The sequence below is a fragment of the Stenotrophomonas sp. ZAC14D2_NAIMI4_7 genome, from assembly GCF_003086675.1.
Taxonomy (GTDB): Bacteria; Pseudomonadota; Gammaproteobacteria; order Xanthomonadales; family Xanthomonadaceae; genus Stenotrophomonas.
Genome location: NZ_CP025995.1, coordinates 4,367,265 through 4,387,486, shown reverse-complemented (window position 1 = coordinate 4,387,486; position 20,222 = coordinate 4,367,265). Strand labels below are relative to the sequence as shown.

Below are 20,222 nucleotides of genomic sequence, written 5' to 3'. Positions count from 1 at the left end.
TGCACCAGCCCCGGTCCGGGTGCGTCCTGCCTCACTGTAGCGAAGCGTTGCAGGAAGCACGGGGAATGATGCCGAGCACAGTGTCGCTCAATCGATCACGTACTGGCTTCATCGGGTGCGTGCAATACGCGGCGATCTCCGCTTGTATCGCTTGTGCTGGCGATAGAAGCCCTGTGGGCAATCGCCAAGGCGCCCAGCAGGATGCACGCCGACAGCAGCACCACGACAACACGCCGCCACAAGGGCCATCGGTGGCGCGGCGCTGGATGCAGCCGATTACCGGCCGCTGCTGCCCAGAACAGGACATGCTTGCGCTGCAACGGCGGTGGCGGAACCACGAACCACATGATGGGTTCGCCGACCAGATAGTGCAGAGTGTCGCGCATCTCGCGTCGCGTGTGCGCTGACCGCGCCTGCCAGCGTGCGCGTAGTGGTCGCCAGGGACCACTCAACCGAGCCACGCGCACGCGGGCCTGTGCCACGGAAACCGGTGCATCATCGCGATGCATGTAGCGAGCAAGCGCAACCTCGTTGCCTCGCAACAGCAACCAGCGGATGTGCATGCTCTGGCCATGGGCGGCCATGTCGTAGGATTCGCGTACGCTGCCTGGGTCGTACCACTGGAAATGTGCGTCAAGCCGCTCGAAATTCGCTCTCCGCAATGGCACGTTGCCGCCCATCAGCAGCCGCCATGTTGCCAGCTTCAGTTCTTTGCAATCGGTCAGGTTCTGCAGCGCCAGGCACTGCTGGAACCACAACGCGAAGGCTGCCGGATCGCATTGCTGTGCCTTGGCGATGATGCGTTGGGCAAGGTCCTCGGCGGCAGTGTACTCGGTCAGTTTCAATGCGTCGCTCATCCGTGGCAGCTCCAGAAATGGGGCGATGGATCGCGCACCGGCGGCAACTGTCCCTCGCAGCGGAAGCTGCGATCGCACAGCTGGATCTGTCGGCCGGGGGCCATCCGGCGCAAACAAGGGGGGACCGGATCGATGCCGATGATCATGCCGCTTCCCTGACCGCATGTGACGGAGTCTCGATTGTAGGCGGCGAACACCGTTGATGAACGCGCCGCCCCAACCATCGGCCGTTGCCCCGGCCTGCTCCAGCGGCTATGGTCCCCGGCTGTTCTGTATTGCCGGAGTGCCGATGTCTGCCCGCAAAACCCTTCCCGTTGCCCTGGCCCTGGGCCTGACCCTGGCCGCCGGTGCCCACGCCGATGAAGGCATGTGGATGCCGACCCAGCTGCCCGATCTGGCCAAGCCGCTGCAGGACGCCGGCTTCAAGGGCAACCCGGCCGATCTGGCCAACGTGACCGCGCCGCCGCTGAGCGCGGTGGTGCGTGCCGGCGGCGGCACCGGTTCGTTCGTGTCGGCAGACGGCCTGCTGCTGACCAACCATCACGTAGCGATGGGGGTGATCCAGTACAACAGCTCCCCCGAGCACAACCTGATCGACAACGGCTTCATCGCCCAGGGCCGCGCCGATGAGCGCCCCGCCAACCCGGATTTCCGCGTGCTGGTGACCGTGGGCTTCGACAAGGTGACCGACCAGGTGCTGGCCCAGGCCCGCGGCAAGACCGGTCGTGCGTACTACGACGCGGTGGACGCGGCCAGCAAGCAGATCGTGGCCGAGTGCGAGAAGACCGGCAACGTGCGCTGCTCGGTGGCCAACATGTACTACGGCACCGATTTCTACCGCATTGCGCAGCTGGAGCTGAGCGACGTGCGCCTGGTGTACGCACCGCCGCGCGCGATCGGCAACTACGGCGATGAGATCGACAACTTCATGTGGCCGCGCCACACCGGCGATTTCACCCTGCTGCGTGCCTACGTGGGCAAGGACGGCAAGCCGGCCCCGTACAGCAAGGACAACGTACCCTACCAAGCGCCGGCACACCTGCAGATGTCGCTGGAAGGCCCGAAGGAAGGCGACTACGCGATGCTGGCCGGCTACCCGGGCATCACCTACCGCCACCGCACGGCTGCCGAATTCGCCGGCCAGATCGACACCGTGCTGCCGCGCCGGGTGTCGGTGTTCCAGCAGATGATCGACACGATCGAAGCGGCCACGGCCAAGGATGCGCAGGCGCGTACCCGCTACGCCTCGCAGCTGCAGTCGCTGAAGAACAACCGCAAGCGTGCCGCCGGCGAGCTGGAAGGCCTGCTGCGCAGCGATGCCAAGGCCCAGCGCGCCGCCGACGAGTCGGCCATGCTGGCCGCCACCGACCGCCGCTACCAGGGCGATATCAAGGCCCTGCTGGGCAACCTGTCGCAGGGTGCAGCGGTGGGCGAGCGTGACCTGCTGCTGGACCAGATGGCCCTGCAGACCCAGCTGCTGCGTTCGGCGCTGCTGCTGGAGCGCCTGCGCATTGAATCGGCCAAGCCCGACGCGCAGCGCGAGACCGGCTTCCAGCAGCGCGACCAGGCGATGATCGAAGGCGTGCTCAAGCAGGTGCAGCGCCGCTACGCACCGGAGGTGGAGAAGGCCCTGCTGACCAGTCTGCTGACCCGCTACCAGCAGCTGCCGGACGCGCAGCGCGTGGCCGAGTTCGATGCCGCCTTCGGGCGCACCCCGGCGCAGCTGGCCAAGGCACTGGATACCCTGTACGCCGGCACCCAGCTGGGCGACGAGGCGCAGCGGCTGAGCCGCTTCGCCGCCGCCCGCGAAGGCAAGGCCCTTGCCGCCGATCCGCTGATTGCCGTGGCCGGCCCGCTGGTGGCCGCGCAGCTGCGCATCGAGAACGAGAGCAAGACCCGCGAAGGCGAGCAGCTGCGCCTGCGCCCGGCCTACATGCAGGCGCTGTTCGCCTGGCGTGCCAAGCAGGGCCGTGCGGTGTACCCCGATGCCAACCGCACCCTGCGCATCAGCTACGGCAAGGTGGAGGCACTGCACCCGCGTGATGGCGTGACCTATTCGCCGGTGACCACCGTGGCCGGCATCGTCGAAAAGAACACCAACGCCTATCCCTTCGACGCGCCCAAGCCGCTGCTGGCGGCCATCGCCAAGGGCGATTTCGGCAGCACCGCCGACCCGGCGCTGAAGACCCAGACGGTCAACTTCCTGACCAACCTGGACACCACCGGCGGCAATTCCGGCTCGCCGGTGCTCAATGCCAAGGGTGAACTGATCGGCCTGAACTTCGACAGCAACTGGGAATCGGTCAGCGCCAGCTGGTGGTTCGACCCGCGCTACAAGCGTGCGGTGCACGTGGACATGCGCTACCTGCGCTGGCTGCTGGCCAAGGTCTACCCGGCACCGGAGCTGCTGAAGGAAATGGGCGTTCCGGCCCAGTAAGGAGCCGGCCACGACCCACGGTCGTGGCCCGCACCGCGTAGGCCCCCACCTTGGTGGGGGTGGCTGCCCCAACGAGCCCGTACACCTGGCCACGCCTGGCCTACACTGCGGGTTCCTCTGACGGAAACGCACGCGTGGTCTCCAGCTGGATCCTGCTGCTGGTCTCGGTTGCCTATGCCGCGCTGCTGTTCGGCGTGGCGTGGTGGGGTGACCGACGGCCGATGTACCCCGACCGCCCGTGGCTGCGGCCGGTGGTCTACAGCCTGGCGCTGGCCGTCTATTGTTCGTCGTGGACCTTCTACGGTGCCGTGGGCACGGCCGTGCGCAACGGCGTGGGCTACCTGCCGATCTACATCGGCCCGTTGCTGCTGCTGCTGTTTGGCTGGCGCATCATCGAGCGGCTGGCGCTGATCGCACGCAGCCAGAACGTGGTGTCCATCGCCGATTTCATCTCCTCGCGCTTCGGCCGCTCGCGGCGGCTGGCCGCGCTGGTGGCGATCATCGCCCTGATCGGTATCGTTCCGTACCTGGCCCTGCAGTACAAAGCCGTGGCCATGAGCCTGCAGGTGCTGACCGGCAACAGTGGGCCCACCGGCTTCTTCACCGATCCGGCGCTGTACGTGGCGCTGTTGATGGCCCTGTTCGCCACCCTGTTCGGCACCCGCCAGGTCGATGCCACCGAGCACCACCACGGCATGATGCTGGCCATCGCCTTCGAATCGGTCATCAAGCTGTGCGCGATGTTGGCGGTGGGCGTGTTCGCCTACCTGTGGCTGAGCGACCGCAGCGAGGCGGTGGTCGCCTCGGTGCATACGCTGTTCACCGGGTTGCCGCCGGTGGGCTTCATTTCGCAGACCCTCCTCAGCTTCCTGGCCATCATCTGCCTGCCGCGCCAGTTCCATGTGGCGGTGGTGGAGTGTGGTGACGTGCGTGACGTGCGCCGCGCGCGCTGGATGTTCGGCGGCTACCTGGTGCTGATCTCGGCCATGGTGCTGCCGATCGCCACCGCCGGCGTCAGCCTGTTCGGTACTGGCGGCAGTGTGGCCGACGATGCCATGGTGCTGGCCCTGCCGCTGGCCGAGGGGCGCAACGCGCTGGCCCTGATCGCCTACGTGGGCGGTTTCTCGGCGGCCACTGGCATGGTCATCGTCTCGTCCATCGCCCTGGCCACCATGGTCAGCAACGACCTGGTGATGCCGGTCCTGCTGCGCCGTAGTGGCGACCACCAGGAAGCGGCCGACGTGGCCTCGCGCGTGCTGTGGATCCGCCGCCTGGCGATTCTGCTGCTGGCGTTGATGGCGTACAGCTACTACCGCAGCAGCAGCAACGACAGCACCCTGGCGTCCTACGGCCTGATGGCATTCGCGGCGGTGGCGCAGTTCGCGCCGGGCCTGATTGGCGGTCTGTACTGGCGTGGCGCCAGCCGCCGCGGCGTGGAAGCCGGCATGCTGCTGGGCTTCGCCACCTGGCTGTACACCCTGCTGCTGCCGGCGATGACCCTGGCCGGCTGGGTGGATGCGGCGTGGGTGCAGCACGGGCCGTTCGGCATCGACTGGCTGCGCCCGCAGCAGCTGTTCGGCATGACCGGCTGGGACCCGCTTACCCACGGCACGTTCTGGTCGCTGCTGGTGAACGCGGCGACGATGATGCTGGTGTCCGCGCGCTGGCGCCCCGGCGTGGACGAGCGCCTGCGTGCGGCACCCTTCCTGGACCCCTACGCAGAACGGCCGTCGGTGGCCGGTGGCTGGCCCGGCCACGTGCACGTGGGCGACCTGCTGGCGCTGGCCTCGCGCGTGGTGGGCGAACGCCATGCGCGCCGCTCGTTCTTCGAGCAGGCGCAGTCACTGGGCCGCGAACTGCAGTCCTCGGCACCGGCCGACCGGCCATGGGTGCAGTTCACCGAGCGTCTGCTGGCCGCCTCCATCGGTGCCGCCTCCGCACGCCTGCTGCTGACCAGCCTGCTGCGCGGTTCGGGCATGGACCTGGGCGAAGTGGTGGCGGTGCTGGACGAAGCCGGGCAGGAGCTGCGCTTCAACCGCGAGATTCTTTCCACCACGCTGGAAAACATCAGTGCCGGTGTCAGCGTGGTTGACCCGGACATGCGCCTGACTGCCTGGAACCGCCGTTACCAGGACATGTTCGGCTATCCCGACGGCATGCTCTACGTCGGCCGCCCGGTGGCCGACCTGATCCGCTACAACGCCGAACGCGGTGAGCTGGGCGAAGGCGATATCGAAGTGCAGATCAACCGCCGCATCGGCTACATGCGCGCCGGTTCGCCGCACGTGTTCGAGCGCACCCGCAGCGATGGCAAGGTAATCGAGATGCGTGGCCAGGCGCTGCCCGGCGGCGGTTACGTGACCAGCTACAACGACATCACCGACTACAAACACGCGGAAAAAGCGCTGCTGGAAGCCAACGAGACGCTGGAGCAGCGCGTGGCCGAACGCTCGCATGAAGCCGAGGTGGCGCAGCAGTCGAAGACCCGCTTCCTGGCGGCGATCAGTCACGACGTGCTGCAGCCGCTGAATGCGGCGCGCCTGTTCGCCTCGGCACTGCGTGACAGCGACCACGTGAGCGATGAGCAGAAGCACCTGGCCGAACGCGTGGATGCCTCGCTGCGTGCGGCCGAAGAACTGCTGGATGGTCTGCTGGACGTGTCGCGGCTGGATGCCGGTGGCCTGCACCCGGTCATCGGCGAGTTCGACGTGAGCGCGCTGATGCGCGAGCTGGCCGCGCAGTACACCCCGGTAGCGGCGGGGCGTGGCCTGCGCCTGGACCTGTTCGCACGCACTACCTGGGTGCGCAGCGACCGTCGACTGCTGCGGCGCGTGCTGCAGAACTTCCTGGCCAATGCGCTGCGTTACACCCGCCAGGGCCGCATCGTGCTGGCCGTGCGCCAGCGTGGCGATGAAGTGGAGCTGCAGGTGTGGGATACCGGGCCAGGCATTCCTGAGCACCACATGCGGCAGATCTTCGATGAATTCCATCGCTACCAGCAGCCCTTCGACTGGGGCGAACAGGGGCTGGGCCTGGGCCTGTCGATCTGCCAGCGCATCTCGCGCCTGCTCGACCATCGCTTGAACGCCCGCAGCCGGGTCGGCAGCGGCTCGATGTTCTCGATCATCCTGCCGCGGGTGGCGCCGTTGCCGGGCTACACCGAACCGGCGGCTGTCGTCACCGCAGCCGCGCCGGTGGCGCGCAGCGATTCGCTGGCCGGACTGCGCGTGCTGTGCGTGGACAACGACGAGGAGATCCTGGACGGCATGCGCGCGCTGCTGGGTCGCTGGCAGGTGCAGGTGATCACCGCCTCCACCGTGGACCAGGCACTGGAACGGATTGCCGAGCGACCGCAGGTGATGCTGGTGGATTACCACCTGCATGACCGCATGGATGGCCTGGATGCCCTGGTGGCGCTGCGCGAGGCCGCCGGCTACCCGCTGCCGGGCGCATTGCTGACCGCCGATGGTCGCGACGAGTTGAAGCGGATGGCGCGCGAACGCGGCTACCGCGTGCTGACCAAGCCGATCAAGCCCGCCTCGCTGCGCGCCTTCCTGGGTGCATTGCGCGACGCAGGAACGTCACCGTAGATCCATGCCGTGCGTGGATGCGCATCGATATCGCCGGGCCACGCCCGGCGGCCACGATAACCAGCGCGTTACGCCGCGCCGTGCAGATGTTCGTACAGGATCGTCGAACCGATGATGATCAGGATCACGCCCCCGATGATCTCGGCGCGCTTGCCGACCATGCTGCCCAGCGCACGGCCGAGCATGATGCCGGCAGTGACCATGGTCAGCGTGCACAGGCCGATCACGGCCGCCATCACGCCGATATGCACGTCCATGAAGGCCAGGCCGATGCCCACCGCCATGGCGTCGATGCTGGTGGCGAAACCGGTCAGCGCCAGCTTCCAGAAGCCGTGGTGCTGCGAGGAGTCTTCGTCCTCGTCATCGCCGTCCGGGCGCACACCGTTGATGATCATGTGCACGCCCAGTGCCAGCAGCAGGCCGAACGCGATCCAGTGGTCGAAGGCTTCCACGTACTGCAGGGCGGCGCGACCGAGCAGCCAGCCGATGATGGGCGTGATCGTCTCGATGACGCCGAAGATGATGCCGGCACGCAGTGCATCGCGGAACACCGGCCTGCGCATGGCCGCACCCTTGCCGATCGCGGCAGCGAAGGCATCGGTGGACATGGCAAAGCCGATCAGGAGGATCGAAACAGGAGACATTGGCGGCAGCTGAAGGTCGGGCTTGGACGGACGCACGGCCTGCGCTCGCGCCCAACCTGATGTTGCGCGCGCGGGCCGCTGGTCTCGCCAACCATCATGGTTGTCCACGCCACGGCGCACTGGCCGAGTATGTTGACGTGGACGATTCCTGCGAAGGAATCCGGCTACTCCCCAAGGGGACGCGAAGCTTAGCACCGCGATCCGCGCGCAGCGCATTTCCAGGTAAACGCGCAGGCAGGGCTGGTTTGTATAGCGAAGGCTATATCGATGCCGATGCGGTAGCGCCGGGCCATGCCCGGCGAGGGTCAGTCTTCTTCCGGCGGCAGCACGATGGCGTCGTCGTCGATGGCCAGCTTGCCGGCCATCAGCACCGCCTGGGTGCGGTTGGTCACGCCCAGCTTGCGCAGGATCGCGGTCACGTGCGCCTTGATGGTCGCTTCGGAAACATTGAGGTCGTAGGCGATCTGCTTGTTCAAGCGACCGGCGCCCAGCATCTGCAGCACGCGGAACTGCTGCGGGGTCAGTTCGCGCAGGCGCTGGCCGACTTCGCGTTCCTCGCTGCCGGTGGGCGGCACGTTGTGCGCTTCCGGCGGCGCCCAGGTTTCGCCATCCAGGATAGTGCCCAGCGCGTGGCCGATGGTGTCCGAGTCGGCCGACTTGGGAATGAAGCCCAGCGCGCCGTGGTCCAGCGCTCGGCGCATTACCGTGGCTTCTTCGCGCGCAGAGACCACCACCACAGGCAGGTGCGGGTGCAGCGACCGCATGTGTACGAGCGCATTGAAGCCCTGCGCACCGGGCATGTTCAGGTCCATCAGGACCAGGTCGGCATCGTTGTGCTGGTCGGCCAGCGCGTACAGCGCTTCCACGCTGTCGGCCTCGAACAACTGCACGCCGGGGATGACCCGCTGCACCGCACCGCGCAGGGCTTCGCGGAACAGGGGATGGTCATCGGCAATCAGAAGGGTGGTCATGGTCGGGGGGAACCGTGGGGGAAACTGTTCGGGGTCAGATCCCGTTCCGTCAGGGACGGGCTCTGACCCCGTGGCGGCCGGAATCTGCTGGGGTCAGAGCCCTTTCCTTGCGGAAAGGGATCCGACCCAAGGTGATGCATCAGCGCACCTTGCGCTCGTCCACCAGCGAGGCCACGACCGACGGATCGGCCAGGGTCGAGGTGTCGCCAAGCTGGTCAGGTGCATTCTCGGCGATCTTGCGCAGGATGCGGCGCATGATCTTGCCTGAGCGGGTCTTGGGCAGGCCCGGCGCCCACTGCAGGTGGTCCGGCGTGGCGATGGGGCCGATTTCCTTGCGCACCCACGCGACCAGCTCTTTCTGCAGCTCGTCGCTGGGGGCCTCTTCGGCCACCAGGGTCACGTAGGCATAGATGCCCTGGCCCTTCACGTCGTGCGGGAAGCCGACCACGGCCGCCTCGGCCACCTTCGGGTGCGAGACCAGCGCGCTTTCCACTTCGGCGGTGCCAATGCGATGGCCGGACACGTTGATCACATCGTCCACGCGGCCGGTGATCCAGTAGTAGCCGTCTTCGTCGCGGCGGCAGCCGTCACCGGTGAAATAGCTGCCCGGGTAGGTGCGGAAATACGTGTCGATGAAGCGCTGGTGGTCGCCATATACCGTGCGCATCTGGCCCGGCCAGGAATCACGGATGATCAGGTTGCCCTCGGCCGGGCCGTCCTGGATCTCGCCATCGGCATTGACCAGCGCCGGCTGTACGCTGAAGAAGGGCAGGGTGGCCGAACCCGGCTTCAGATCCATCGCGCCGGCCAGCGGCGAAATCAGGATGCCGCCGGTCTCGGTCTGCCACCAGGTATCGACGATCGGGCAACGGCTGTCACCCACCACCTCGTAATACCAGCGCCAGGCTTCCGGATTGATCGGTTCGCCAACGCTGCCGAGCAGGCGCAGCGAAGCGCGCGAGGTTTTCTTCACCGGCTCCTCGCCCTCGCGCATCAGTGCGCGGATGGCGGTCGGGGCGGTGTAGAAGATCGACACCTTGTGCTTGTCGATCACGTTCCAGAAGCGCGAGGTGTCCGGGTAGTTCGGCACGCCTTCGAACATCAGCGAGGTTGCGCCGTTGGCCAGCGGGCCGTACACGATGTAGCTGTGGCCAGTGACCCAGCCGACGTCGGCGGTGCACCAGTAGATGTCGTCCTCGCGCAGGTCGAACACCGCTTCATGGGTGTAGGCTGCGTACAGCAGGTAGCCACCGGTGGTGTGCAGCACGCCCTTGGGCTTGCCGGTGGAACCGGAGGTGTAGAGGATGAACAGCGGATCTTCCGCGTTCATGCGCTCCGGTTCGCAGGTGGACGGCTGGCTGTCCACCACATCATGGAACCAGCGGTCGCGCGGGGCCTGCATGTCCACCGCACCGCCGGTGTGGCGCACCACCAGCACGGTTTCCACCGTGTTGGTGCCCGGCAGTTTAAGCGCGGCATCCACGTTGGCCTTCAGCGGCACCTTGCGGCCGCCGCGCAGACCTTCGTCGGCGGTGATGATCAGCTTGCTCTGGCAATCGCTCACCCGGTCGGCAATTGAATTCGGAGCGAAGCCACCGAACACCACCGAGTGGATGGCACCGATACGTGCGCAGGCCAGCATGGCCACCGCGGCATCGACGATCATCGGCAGGTAGATGGTGACCCGGTCACCCTTCTTCACGCCCAGGTTGCGCAGCGCGTTGCCCAAGCGGCAGGTGCGCTCGTACAGCTCGCGATAGGTCACGTGCTGGGCCGGTGCGTCCGGGCTGTCCGGTTCGAACAGCAACGCGGTCTTGTCGCCGCGCGTTTCGAGCTGGCGATCCAGGCAGTTCACGCTGGCGTTGAGCTCGCCGTCTTCGAACCACTTGATGTGGAAATCCGCCAGGTCGTAGTTGACGTTGCGGATCTTCGTCGGCGCACGCATCCAGTCCAGCCGCTGCGCGGCCTTCCCCCAGAAGGCATCCGGATCGGACACCGACGCGTGGTACTGCTGTTCGTAGGACTTCTTGTCGATGCGTGCCTTGGCGGCGAACTGCGGATCGACGGGGTAGATATCAGCCATGGCACCCTCACTTGCACGTTGACTTTTCATGTGCGGTCGCAGCATTGCAACGACCCTCCGCCAGCAGTTTGCCCCATCCACCTGCGGTCGCGTCACCACTGCGCTTAGACCATGGTCGAAAGTCGGCGCCCTGCAGGCCCGGCTTCGACCAATGGCGAATACCGCTATACATAAACGCCCCGCAGTCTCGGCTCGACCGTGCCCCACGCGCGGCATCACCTTGCCACTTGGGAGAGAGGGCAACATGAGCCACCGTACGTTGAAAGCCGTGCGCAAACCTTTGGCGGCCTGCCTGCTGGTCGCCCTGGTCGCACCGGGCATGGCGTTTGCAGAAACCGCCAAAGAGAAAGCGCTCGAAGCGCGCGTTGCCGAGCTGGAACGCCAGGTCCAGGCGCTGCTGTCATCGCAGCAGCAGCAACAGACCCAGATCGTGCAGACCCAGCAGGCGGTCACCGAAGTCCGCACCGTGCAGGCCGAGCAGAAGCCGGCCGTGCCGGCGGGCAAGCAGCCGATCCAGGTCACCACCATCACCCCCGGCGCGGCGCCGGGCACCACGGTCAAGATCGGCGGCTTCATCAAGGCCGATTTCCTGGCCACCCAGACCGGCGATGGCCAGTTGGCTGACGATGCCACCGGCCGCGCGCTGTACCTGCCGGGCCAGACCCCGGTGGCCGGCGCCGGCGGCAGCGGCAAGCGCTCGGACGTGGACTACAACGCCCACGCCAAGTTCTCGCGCTTCAACATCGGCATCGACAACGTCAGCGAATCGGGCAACAAGTCCGGCGCGCTGTTCGAGATGGATTTCTTCGGCAATTCGCTGGGCAACCAGACCGCCACCAACACCTACGGCGTGACCCTGCGCCATGCCTACATGTACTGGAACAACTGGCTGGCCGGCCAGACCTGGTCCAACTTCATGGACGCCGCAGCGTTGCCTGAAGCGGTCGATTTCGTCGGTCCCACCGACGGTGTGATCTTCGTGCGCCAGGCGCAGGTGCGTTACACCAATGGCGGCTTCAGCGTGGCGCTGGAAAACCCGGAAACCACCACCCTCACCGGTACCCGCAACCCGGTCACCGGCGTGTGGACCAACGCCAGCGCCAACTCCGATCGTGGCAGCCTGCCCGACCTGACGATGCGCTACGGCTGGAAGGGCGACTGGGGCACCTTCGGCGTCGGCGGCATCGTCCGCCAGCTGAAGGTCGACAACCAGGCCACCGGCGCCAAGGCCGACAAGGTGGCCGGCGGCCTGACCCTGGGCGGCAAGTGGGTGATGGGCGGCAATGATTCGCTGCACTACCAGCTGACCGGTGGTGAAGGCATTGCCCGTTACATCGGTCTGGGTGTGACCGCCGATACCGCTTACGACGTGGCACGTGACGAACTGAACCCGACCGGCGTGCTTGCCGGCTACGTGGGCTGGCGGCATGCGTTCACCCCGAAGCTGCGCACCAACCTGATCTATGCGCGCAGTGACTACGACAACGATGGCAGCCTGGGCCCGCTGGTGACCAAGAGCGTGCAGAGCATCCGCGGCAACATCTTCTACACGCCGATGCCCAAGGTCGATATCGGTGCCGAGTACATGTACGGCGTGCGCGAGATCGAAGACGGGCGCAAGGGCGACATCAACCGCGTGCAGTTCACTACCAAGTACAGCTTCTGACAGCGTGCCGACCAAGGTCGGCACCTACCGAAATTGGGTGCCGACCAGGGTCGGCACCTACCAGATTGAGTGCCGACCCTCGGTCGGCACTTACCGAGATTGAGTGCCGACCGACGGTGGCACCTACAAAGGGGAAAACGTCTCATGTCCAGTACACCCAGCACCGCGCATAACGCCGCGGGCAGCCTGACCAAAGGCCACAAGAAGGTCATCTTCGCATCGAGCCTCGGCACGGTCTTCGAGTGGTATGACTTCTTCCTGTACGGCTCCCTCGCCGCGATCATCGCCAAGCAGTTCTTCAGTGGCGTCAATGAAACCACCGGCATGATCTTCGCCCTGCTGGCCTTCGCCGCCGGCTTCTTCGTGCGACCGTTCGGCGCGGCCTTCTTCGGCAGCCTCGGCGACCGCATCGGCCGCAAATACACCTTCCTGGTCACCATCCTGATCATGGGCATCTCGACCTTCCTGGTCGGCGTGCTGCCCAACTACGCCTCGATCGGCTTCGCCGCACCCGTGATCCTGATCATCCTGCGCCTGGCCCAGGGCCTGGCCATGGGCGGTGAGTACGGCGGTGCCGCCACCTACGTGGCCGAGCACGCGCCGGACGACAAGCGTGGCCTGTACACCAGCTTCATCCAGTGCACCGCCACGCTGGGTCTGTTCATGTCGCTGCTGATCATCCTGGCCTGCCGCTACTTCCTGGGCAACGAAGCCTTCGAAGCCTGGGGCTGGCGCATTCCGTTCCTGGTCTCGATCCTGCTGCTGGGCGTTTCGGTGTGGATCCGCCTGCAGCTGAGCGAATCGCCGCTGTTCCAGCAGATGAAGTCCGAAGGCAAGGGTTCCAAGACCCCGTTCCGTGACAGCCTGAAGGGCGGCAACCTGAAGCTGATGCTGCTGGTGCTGCTGGGTGCCGCGGCCGGCCAGGCCGTGGTCTGGTACGGCGGCCAGTTCTACGCGCTGTTCTTCCTGAGCAGCATGCTGAAGGTCGATGCCACCACCTCTTACCTGCTGATTGCCGCCGCGCTGGCGCTGGGCGTGCCGTTCTTCATCTTCTTCGGCTGGCTGTCCGACCGTATCGGCCGCAAGAAGATCATCCTGGCCGGCTGCCTGCTGGCTGCCGTCACCTACATCCCGATCTTCAAGGGGCTGACCCACTTTGCCAACCCGGCCATTGAAGAAGCCCGCAGCAGCTCGCCGGCCCTGGTTGTTGCCGATCCCAGCACCTGTTCGTTCCAGTTCGATCCGGTCGGCCTGCGCAAGTTCACCAGCTCCTGCGACGTAGCCACCGCCGCGCTGACCAAGGCGGGCGTGCCGTATGACGTGCAGCCCGCCGCTGCCGGTTCGCTGGCCATGGTGAACGTGGGCTCGGCCAGTGTGACCTCGTATGAGGCCGCCGGCCTGACCAAGGAAGAAGGCAAGGCCAAGGCCGATGCCTTCGGTGCGGAGCTGAAGGGCGCGCTGACCACCGCAGGCTATCCGGCCAAGGCCGATGGTTCGCGCATCAACTACGCCGGCACGATCTTCATGCTGTGGCTGCTGGTGCTGTACGTGACCATGGTCTACGGCCCGATCGCCGCCTACCTGGTGGAACTGTTCCCGACCCGCATCCGCTACACCTCGATGTCGCTGCCGTACCACATCGGCAACGGCTGGTTCGGTGGCTTCCTGCCGGCCATTTCGTTCGCGCTGGTGGCCGGTACCGGCAACCTCTACTACGGCCTGTGGTACCCCATCATCATCGCGCTGATGTCGGTGGTGATCGGCGGCCTGTTCCTGCGTGAGACCAAGGACGTGGATATCACCAAGTAACCGGCGTGCCGACCAACGGTCGGCACCCACCGGGTTTCAGGGGCCGCGGTGCAGACCGCGGCCTTTTTGTTTGTGGGGTGGCGACTGGGGTCGGATTCCTTTCGCATGCGAAGGGCTCTGACCCCAACCGCAGGACGCGCTACTCCGGGCATCCATGGCCGGGCCCAAACTGCCGCCTTGAAAACGCTTCGATGCAGAACCGACGCTGCGCGCTCTCATCGCCTGCCTGGCGGATCTGCCTGCGCAACTGGTCGGCTCCCGGGCAACGCGCAGCGCGGGCGACAACGAGGTTGCACACAGGAATAAATGGGAAGTGCACGTCATGGCGTGGAATGTTCAGCTTCTCGTCCCAGGCCGCGAACGGAAAGAGCACATGTAACAACCCATCTGCCGCCTCATCCTCGCTTGGTCGCGTGAGGGCGGCATCCGGTGCATCCCTGAGCAACGTCTCATAGGCTTCCAGCAAGCGACGACCGTGCCGGTCATGCTCCGCCGGTGTCCTCGCCTGCCGCAAGGCTGCGTAGTAAGGGAGGAGGCTATCTACAGCGGGTCCGCTGCAGATCACGCCGGACGACCGTGATCTGTCATTGACGGGGCGCTGTACACGGCAGGTCGTACGCTGGAGCCTCTCTGCAAGCGCATCGAGCACCTTGCCAATACTGGCACCGGGTGTGGCATCGCCCTCGAGCTCGCCGACAACGGTGGCCAGGGTGTCGCCCAGCAATGGGACGTGTTCGTGCTCGGCGTTCAGGTCGATTGCCGCGACATCAATGGACTGCTCGCTGGCATCGGACACTCCGGCCATGAGAAGACATCCGGTCAGAAATGCAAATACGCGTCGCATCTACGCATGTTATTGGAGGTGGGACACCACCTTCAGCACGCTGATGTCGTGAAGCAATGAAACAAGTACGAATCTGCATATCTGCGCAGTAATCAATCGTACCGGTGCGAGGTGACGTATCCAGCCACACGGAAGATTGGGGCTTCTAGCAAAAACGGCCAACCTCTGACGCAAATGGCCCGAATTCCCTTTGTTCGCCAGTGCGTCCCATAGCATGGGGGGGGTAATCGAATCGGATCGGAGCATGCGCAGCGTACTTCTGGCAGCGATCATCACTGTCTCAGCGTCAGCGGCCGGCGCAGAAGCGCATGTAGCTGCCGACGGCGCGGCACCGCAGGGAAGCCTGCGAGTCGAGGAAAGATCGCCCGTGATCAAACAAGTATGCAAGACAGAGAAGGTCTGGCTGTCCTGGAACAACGCCGTACCAAGCGCAACATTGATGACCTGCGACTGCAGTTGCACATCGCATGACAACTCAGGATGGCTTGTCGAGGCGCAACCGGAATTCGGCACCAATCGGGTGCATCGCGTCTCTCTCGGCAAGGTTTTCAGTCCCACGGAGTACCGTCGGGCTGGTGCGCGGATTCAGGACATCGTCTCGTCGCATCCGTGGTGTTCAGGCGCCAAACCGAGCATGCCGACGAATGCCGTTTTTGCGACATTGGTGAAGCAGCCCACGGAATCGGGCGATGAGCCTTACTGCTTTATGCCCCACTTCTTCGTAGGTGATCGGAATGTCCCCTTGAAGAGGATTCCAATGTCGGGCGATCAGTTCTCCGACGCGCCCACAGCAGAATCAGCACTGATCGCGCGGGAGGTCGAGATGCTGCGTGACTGGAGGCGGAAGTTTGCGCGTGATTAGGGCATTCGTTCCCTCGGACAAAGTATGAGGGATGTACATTCTGGAGTTTCAGTGATGTTTGTTTTGAAGCGCGTGGTGCTGGCATTGCTTGCCGGCTCACCTCTGCTCTTGTCTGCCTACGCGGTGGATGCCAGTGCGATCTACGGCGTCAACCACACCCATTGGGCGATCAACCGATTCAGTGTCGATGGCCGTTCAGCCGTTGACATCATTGGCCCGTATCAAGGCGGGGGTGGAGCCTGCTGCTACAGCGCACCAGAACACTGGTATCCGGGGCTGACGGTGCGGGTTGACTGGGAAGCGGGTGCCGGAAGTGCAATGGATTTTCCTGGGACAGAGGATTGGTCAAAAGTTCTGGCTTGGAGAGAAAAAATCCTGGCGCAGAAGCGCAGGCACAGCAAAGTCGTCCCCGTCCCGGATTACACCGACCAGGACGTCTGCGGCATCACCGTGCATTTCCTGCCCTGTGATGACATTCAGATCACCACCTCCTGTCACGCCTACGGCAGCCCCGAGTACCCGATCAGGATTCCGCTTGAGTTGCCAGAACCGCAGTCATGCCCGGCGGAGCGTACCGACCGGCAGAAGGCCCAGTGATGTACGCGTTCATTGGGAAGGGTGCACGCATGCACGTTGGTGGCGAAGTTCCCGAATGGGGCCACGCGCCACGGCGTGAAGGTTGGCATGCGAGTCGAGCACGGCTCGACTCTACAATCGGGCCATGACCACCACCACGCCGACCGACCTGCCCCTCATCCTGCGCGCCCTGCGTAATGCGTGGCAGGCGCAGCGCCCCTCGCTCGACCAGCGCGACGCCGACCTGCGCCGCCTGCGCGAGGCGCTGCAGACGCGCATGGATGAAATGGCCCAGGCCATCGCCGAGGACTTCGGTCACCGTGCCCATGTCGAATCGAAGCTGGCCGATGGCATGAGCGTACTCTCGGCCATCGACCACCTGCGCCGCCACCTGCGGCGCTGGTCGAAGCCGCAGCGGGCATCGGCGGGATGGAAGCTGTGGCCGGCGCGCGCGCAGCTGCGGCCGACGCCGCTGGGCGTGGTCGGGGTGATCTCGCCCTGGAACTACCCGGTCACCCTGGCCTTGGTGCCGCTGGCCACGGCCATCGCGGCGGGCAACCACGTGCTGCTCAAGCCCTCCGAGCACACGCCGCGCACCAGCGCGTTCCTGGCCGATCTGCTGGCCAGCGTGTTTCCGCCCGATCGCGTGGCGGTGGTGCAGGGTGGTGCGGATGTGGCTGCAGCTGTGTCCTCGCTGGCGCTGGACCATCTGGTGTTCACCGGCTCTACGGCCGTCGGCCGCAAGGTGATGGCGGCCGCAGCCGAGCATCTGGTGCCGCTCACCCTGGAGTTGGGCGGAAAGTCGCCGGCCATTGTCTGCCGCGATTTCCCGCTGGACAAAGCCGCCGCGCGGCTGGCCACCGGCAAGTGGTTCAACGCCGGGCAGACCTGCATCGCGCCCGATTACGTGCTGATCGATACCGTGCGCCAGCGCGAGTTCGTGCAGGCGCTGCAGCAGCAGGTGCGTGCGCGTTACGGGGATTTCGCCGATGCCGATGACTACACGCGCATCATCAACCAGGGCCAGTACCAGCGCCTGCAGGGCTATCTGGCGCAGGCCCGCGAGCGCGGCGTGCCGGTCATTCCGCTGGCCCAAGTGGATGCCGCGCGCGCCGACCGCGAGCGCCTGCTGGTGCCCACCGTGGTGCTGGATCCGCCGGATGACCTGGACCTGATGCGCGAGGAGATCTTCGGCCCGATCCTGCCGGTGCGGGCCTACCCGGACCTGGATGCGGCGCTGGCCGACGTGCTGTCGCGTGACCGCCCGCTGGCGCTGTACCCCTTCAGCCAGGACCGCGCGACGGTGGAACGCATCCTCGACCAGGTGGTGGCCGGCGGGGTGACGGTGAATGACACGCTGCTGCACTTCGCCGCCGATGGCCTGCCGTTCGGCGGGGTGGGCGCCAGTGGCATGGGCGCGTACCACGGCCGGGCCGGGTTCGATGCCATGAGCAAGCTGCTGCCGGTGCTGTGGCAGTCACGCTGGGCGGCCAGTGACCGGCTGCGGCCGCCGTATTCGAAGATTGCGGGGTTGTTGCGGTTCCTGCTGCGGTGAAGCCACGCATGGCGTGGCGCTACTGGTAGGCGCCAACCTTGGTTGGCACGCGGGGGTTGTCGGCAAGCGGCCGGCGCTACCGGGCCGACATGCGCGGCATCCCTTGGGCGGGATCAGCGCGGAGCCCGGCCTTCCCGAAACCACGCGTAGGCGGCGGCTTCGAGGTCGCCTTCCTTCGCGATTACAGACCCATCTTCATCCAGCAAGGTATAGCTGCGCTGGTCGCTACCCAATGAGGCACTGCCATCCAAACCGAGCAACAGCGTGTACATCACGTCTCTGGTGAAGGTCCCGAGCAGGTCCTTCAGTTGCGCGGCCTGCTCCGAGGTCAGACCCATTGCCGTGATCCTTGCCTCGCACTCAGTGCCCGGCATCCAGGCATCTGACAGCAGCTTTTCCTTTTCCGCGTGCCAATTGGCCACGAATGCGTCTGCGTCCAAGGTGATTCCATGCGATCGGAAGGGCATCCCGGATTGTACGGGAGGGGGGGGACAGCCGTCAGCGTGCTGACGGCCCGTTGCCGGCCAGCGGACGGCAACGGGCCGATCCACCCGGGTAGAATGCCCCCATGAAAATCGCCTCGTGGAACGTCAATTCGCTCAATGTCCGCCTGCCGCACTTGGAGCAGTGGCTCAAGGACTTCGGCCCGGATATCGTCGGTATCCAGGAAACCAAGCTGGAGGACCACAAGTTCCCCGATGCGGCGCTGATCGCCGCCGGCTACCGCAGCGTGTTTGCTGGCCAGAAGACCTACAACGGCGTGGCCCTGCTGTCGCGTGAGCCGGCGCAGGACGTGCAGATCGGCATTCCCGGTTTCGAGGACGAGCAGAAGCGCGTCATCGCCGGCACCTTCGGCGATCTGCGGGTGATCAACCTGTACGTGGTCAACGGCCAGGATGTCGGCACCGACAAGTACGACTACAAGCTGCGCTGGCTGGAGGCGGTGCATGCCTGGATCGCGCAGGAGCTGCAGCACCACCCGAAGCTGATCGTGATGGGCGATTTCAACATTGCCCCGGACGCACGCGACGTGCACGACCCGGAGGTGTGGAACGAAAACCACATCCTGACCTCCACGGCCGAGCGCGGCGCGCTGAACAAGCTGCTGCAGCTGGGCCTGCACGATGGCTTCCGCCTGCACAACGACGAGGCCGGCGTGTTCAGCTGGTGGGATTATCGTGCGGCCGGTTTCCGCCGCAACCTGGGCCTGCGCATCGATCTGACCCTGGTGTCCGATGCGCTGAAGGGCAGTGCGGTGGCCTCGGGCATCGACCGCGAACCGCGTACCTGGGAACGCCCCAGCGACCACGCCCCGGCGTGGGTGGAATTGGGTTGAAACGGTAGCGCCGGGCCATGCCCGGCGCTACCTGTCAGTTCACCGTATGCTCTTGCGGGTGAACAGGTTGACGATGGCCAGCAGGATCACCGCGCCGATCAGCGAGAACAGGAACGTGCGGATCGTGATGGCTTCGTTGATGCCGCCGCCGAACAGCCAGCCGGCAATCAACGCGCCGACGATGCCGACCACGATGTTGAGGATGATGCCCTGCTGGGCGTCGCGTCGCATGATGAGGCTGGCCAGCCAGCCCACCACGCCGCCCACGATCAGCCAGATGATGATGCCCATGTACGTGACCTCCGGAAGGGAACGCGCCCAGTTGACGCGCAGCGCCGTGAACCCGTCGTGCACTGCCGTGACGGGGGCGTGCGGATGAGCCTGCCGGCCACCCTGGACGGCCCCTGGCGCTTTGGGCCGGTCACGGTCTGGCGGCGCCCGCATGTACCCGGCCAACGCGGCGAACCGCAGGCGCGGCAGGTGCTGGCGCAGGCGCTGGGCGGCGAACCCGAGGCCCTGCCGCTGATGCGCGACGACAAGGGCCGGCCCGAGCTGGCCGGTGCGCTGGCCCACTACGGCACCGGCTGGAGCCACAGCGGCGAGGTGCTGCTGGTGGCGCTGGGCGAGGGCGTGCGCCTGGGGGTGGACCTGGAACTGCTGCGCCCGCGCCCGCGGCTGCTGGAAATCGTGCAGCGCTTTTTCCACCCCGACGAGGTGGCCTGGCTGGAAGGGTTGTCCGTGGCCGAGCGCGAGCACTGGTTCTTCCGCGTCTGGTGCGCCAAGGAGGCGATCCTGAAGGCGCATGGGCAGGGCATTTCCTTCGGCCTGCACCGCCTGCGCCTGGCCCCCGGCCGCGATGGCGCGCTGCACCTGCTGGCCTGTGACGCCGAACTTGGCCAGGCCGAGCGTTGGCACCTGCACGAATGGCAGGCCAGTGGCCAGTTCCGCGCCGCATTGGCTTGGCATGCCGATTGATGCCGCACACTGAAGCG

At 65.8% G+C, this 20,222-nt stretch carries 16 protein-coding genes and 1 riboswitch; of the genes, 9 read left to right on the top strand and 7 right to left on the bottom strand.

The features are described from left to right. Positions 1-95: 95 nt before the first annotated feature. A complete protein-coding gene (locus tag C1922_RS19975; RefSeq protein WP_108751375.1) occupies positions 96-857 on the bottom strand; it encodes a hypothetical protein in 762 nt (253 codons plus the stop codon). Between the two features lie 289 nt (positions 858-1,146). Here C1922_RS19975 and C1922_RS19970 point away from each other — a divergent pair, with 289 nt between their 5' ends. Beyond that, positions 1,147-3,294, top strand: a complete 2,148-nt coding sequence (locus tag C1922_RS19970) for a S46 family peptidase (RefSeq protein WP_108751374.1) — start codon at positions 1,147-1,149, stop codon at positions 3,292-3,294. Between the two features lie 134 nt (positions 3,295-3,428). Then, positions 3,429-6,884, top strand: a complete 3,456-nt coding sequence (locus C1922_RS19965; protein ID WP_108751373.1) for a PAS domain-containing hybrid sensor histidine kinase/response regulator — start codon at positions 3,429-3,431, stop codon at positions 6,882-6,884. Positions 6,885-6,952: 68 nt separating this feature from the next. Here C1922_RS19965 and mntP read toward each other — a convergent pair whose 3' ends face one another. From mntP to acs, 3 genes are all read right to left on the bottom strand, one after another. Next, positions 6,953-7,528, bottom strand: coding sequence for a manganese efflux pump MntP (gene mntP / locus C1922_RS19960; RefSeq protein WP_108751372.1), 576 nt, complete (start codon positions 7,526-7,528; stop codon positions 6,953-6,955). Positions 7,529-7,617: 89 nt separating this feature from the next. Then, positions 7,618-7,707: riboswitch (yybP-ykoY riboswitch) on the bottom strand. 126 nt (positions 7,708-7,833) lie between these two features. Continuing rightward, positions 7,834-8,499, bottom strand: a complete 666-nt coding sequence (locus C1922_RS19955) for a response regulator transcription factor (RefSeq protein ID WP_006477308.1) — start codon at positions 8,497-8,499, stop codon at positions 7,834-7,836. A 139-nt stretch (positions 8,500-8,638) separates the two neighbouring features. Further along, positions 8,639-10,582, bottom strand: coding sequence for an acetate--CoA ligase (gene acs, locus C1922_RS19950; protein ID WP_108751371.1), 1,944 nt, complete (start codon positions 10,580-10,582; stop codon positions 8,639-8,641). Positions 10,583-10,826: 244 nt separating this feature from the next. Here acs and C1922_RS19945 point away from each other — a divergent pair, with 244 nt between their 5' ends. Next, a complete protein-coding gene (locus tag C1922_RS19945) occupies positions 10,827-12,248 on the top strand; it encodes a DcaP family trimeric outer membrane transporter (protein WP_108751370.1) in 1,422 nt (473 codons plus the stop codon). Between the two features lie 144 nt (positions 12,249-12,392). Next, positions 12,393-14,057, top strand: a complete 1,665-nt coding sequence (locus C1922_RS19940) for an MFS transporter (RefSeq protein WP_108751369.1) — start codon at positions 12,393-12,395, stop codon at positions 14,055-14,057. 139 nt (positions 14,058-14,196) lie between these two features. Here C1922_RS19940 and C1922_RS19935 read toward each other — a convergent pair whose 3' ends face one another. Further along, complete coding sequence (locus tag C1922_RS19935; RefSeq protein ID WP_108751368.1) at positions 14,197-14,862, bottom strand: hypothetical protein; 666 nt, start codon at positions 14,860-14,862, stop codon at positions 14,197-14,199. A 283-nt stretch (positions 14,863-15,145) separates the two neighbouring features. On the opposite strand from C1922_RS19935, the gene C1922_RS20480 reads away from it, so the two are divergent. From C1922_RS20480 to C1922_RS19920, 3 genes are all read left to right on the top strand, one after another. Beyond that, positions 15,146-15,763, top strand: coding sequence for a hypothetical protein (locus C1922_RS20480; RefSeq protein WP_159092052.1), 618 nt, complete (start codon positions 15,146-15,148; stop codon positions 15,761-15,763). Positions 15,764-15,817: 54 nt separating this feature from the next. Next, positions 15,818-16,360, top strand: coding sequence for a DUF3304 domain-containing protein (locus C1922_RS19925; protein ID WP_108751366.1), 543 nt, complete (start codon positions 15,818-15,820; stop codon positions 16,358-16,360). Positions 16,361-16,484: 124 nt separating this feature from the next. Beyond that, complete coding sequence (locus tag C1922_RS19920) at positions 16,485-17,894, top strand: coniferyl aldehyde dehydrogenase (RefSeq protein ID WP_108751365.1); 1,410 nt, start codon at positions 16,485-16,487, stop codon at positions 17,892-17,894. Positions 17,895-18,007: 113 nt separating this feature from the next. Here C1922_RS19920 and C1922_RS19915 read toward each other — a convergent pair whose 3' ends face one another. Continuing rightward, on the bottom strand, positions 18,008-18,334 hold the full coding sequence (locus C1922_RS19915; RefSeq protein ID WP_108751364.1) for a hypothetical protein: 327 nt from the start codon (positions 18,332-18,334) through the stop codon (positions 18,008-18,010). A gap of 128 nt (positions 18,335-18,462) precedes the next feature. Between C1922_RS19915 and xth the strand changes: the two genes are divergently transcribed. Then, positions 18,463-19,230 carry an exodeoxyribonuclease III gene (xth, locus tag C1922_RS19910; RefSeq protein WP_108751363.1) on the top strand — a complete coding sequence of 256 codons (768 nt, stop codon included), beginning with the start codon at positions 18,463-18,465 and terminating at the stop codon, positions 19,228-19,230. 39 nt (positions 19,231-19,269) lie between these two features. Here xth and C1922_RS19905 read toward each other — a convergent pair whose 3' ends face one another. Then, positions 19,270-19,521, bottom strand: coding sequence for a GlsB/YeaQ/YmgE family stress response membrane protein (locus C1922_RS19905; protein WP_108751668.1), 252 nt, complete (start codon positions 19,519-19,521; stop codon positions 19,270-19,272). 84 nt (positions 19,522-19,605) lie between these two features. Between C1922_RS19905 and C1922_RS19900 the strand changes: the two genes are divergently transcribed. Continuing rightward, the gene (locus C1922_RS19900) at positions 19,606-20,205 is read left to right on the top strand and encodes a 4'-phosphopantetheinyl transferase superfamily protein (protein ID WP_108751362.1); all 600 of its coding nucleotides are present in this window, start codon (positions 19,606-19,608) and stop codon (positions 20,203-20,205) included. Positions 20,206-20,222: the final 17 nt, after the last annotated feature.

What these genes read in the sequence shown, in the direction of transcription:
- acs (WP_108751371.1), bottom strand. Translation starts at nt 10,582, where the DNA reads ATGGCTGATATCTACCCCGTCGATCCGCAGTTCGCCGCCAAGGCACGC.
- C1922_RS19925 (WP_108751366.1), top strand. Translation starts at nt 15,818, where the DNA reads ATGTTTGTTTTGAAGCGCGTGGTGCTGGCATTGCTTGCCGGCTCACCT.
- C1922_RS19905 (WP_108751668.1), bottom strand. Translation starts at nt 19,521, where the DNA reads ATGGGCATCATCATCTGGCTGATCGTGGGCGGCGTGGTGGGCTGGCTG.
- C1922_RS19975 (WP_108751375.1), bottom strand. Translation starts at nt 857, where the DNA reads ATGAGCGACGCATTGAAACTGACCGAGTACACTGCCGCCGAGGACCTT.
- C1922_RS19935 (WP_108751368.1), bottom strand. Translation starts at nt 14,862, where the DNA reads ATGGCCGGAGTGTCCGATGCCAGCGAGCAGTCCATTGATGTCGCGGCA.
- xth (WP_108751363.1), top strand. Translation starts at nt 18,463, where the DNA reads ATGAAAATCGCCTCGTGGAACGTCAATTCGCTCAATGTCCGCCTGCCG.
- C1922_RS19940 (WP_108751369.1), top strand. Translation starts at nt 12,393, where the DNA reads ATGTCCAGTACACCCAGCACCGCGCATAACGCCGCGGGCAGCCTGACC.
- C1922_RS19920 (WP_108751365.1), top strand. Translation starts at nt 16,485, where the DNA reads ATGACCACCACCACGCCGACCGACCTGCCCCTCATCCTGCGCGCCCTG.
- C1922_RS19945 (WP_108751370.1), top strand. Translation starts at nt 10,827, where the DNA reads ATGAGCCACCGTACGTTGAAAGCCGTGCGCAAACCTTTGGCGGCCTGC.
- C1922_RS19900 (WP_108751362.1), top strand. Translation starts at nt 19,606, where the DNA reads ATGAGCCTGCCGGCCACCCTGGACGGCCCCTGGCGCTTTGGGCCGGTC.
- mntP (WP_108751372.1), bottom strand. Translation starts at nt 7,528, where the DNA reads ATGTCTCCTGTTTCGATCCTCCTGATCGGCTTTGCCATGTCCACCGAT.
- C1922_RS19955 (WP_006477308.1), bottom strand. Translation starts at nt 8,499, where the DNA reads ATGACCACCCTTCTGATTGCCGATGACCATCCCCTGTTCCGCGAAGCC.
- C1922_RS19970 (WP_108751374.1), top strand. Translation starts at nt 1,147, where the DNA reads ATGTCTGCCCGCAAAACCCTTCCCGTTGCCCTGGCCCTGGGCCTGACC.
- C1922_RS20480 (WP_159092052.1), top strand. Translation starts at nt 15,146, where the DNA reads ATGCGCAGCGTACTTCTGGCAGCGATCATCACTGTCTCAGCGTCAGCG.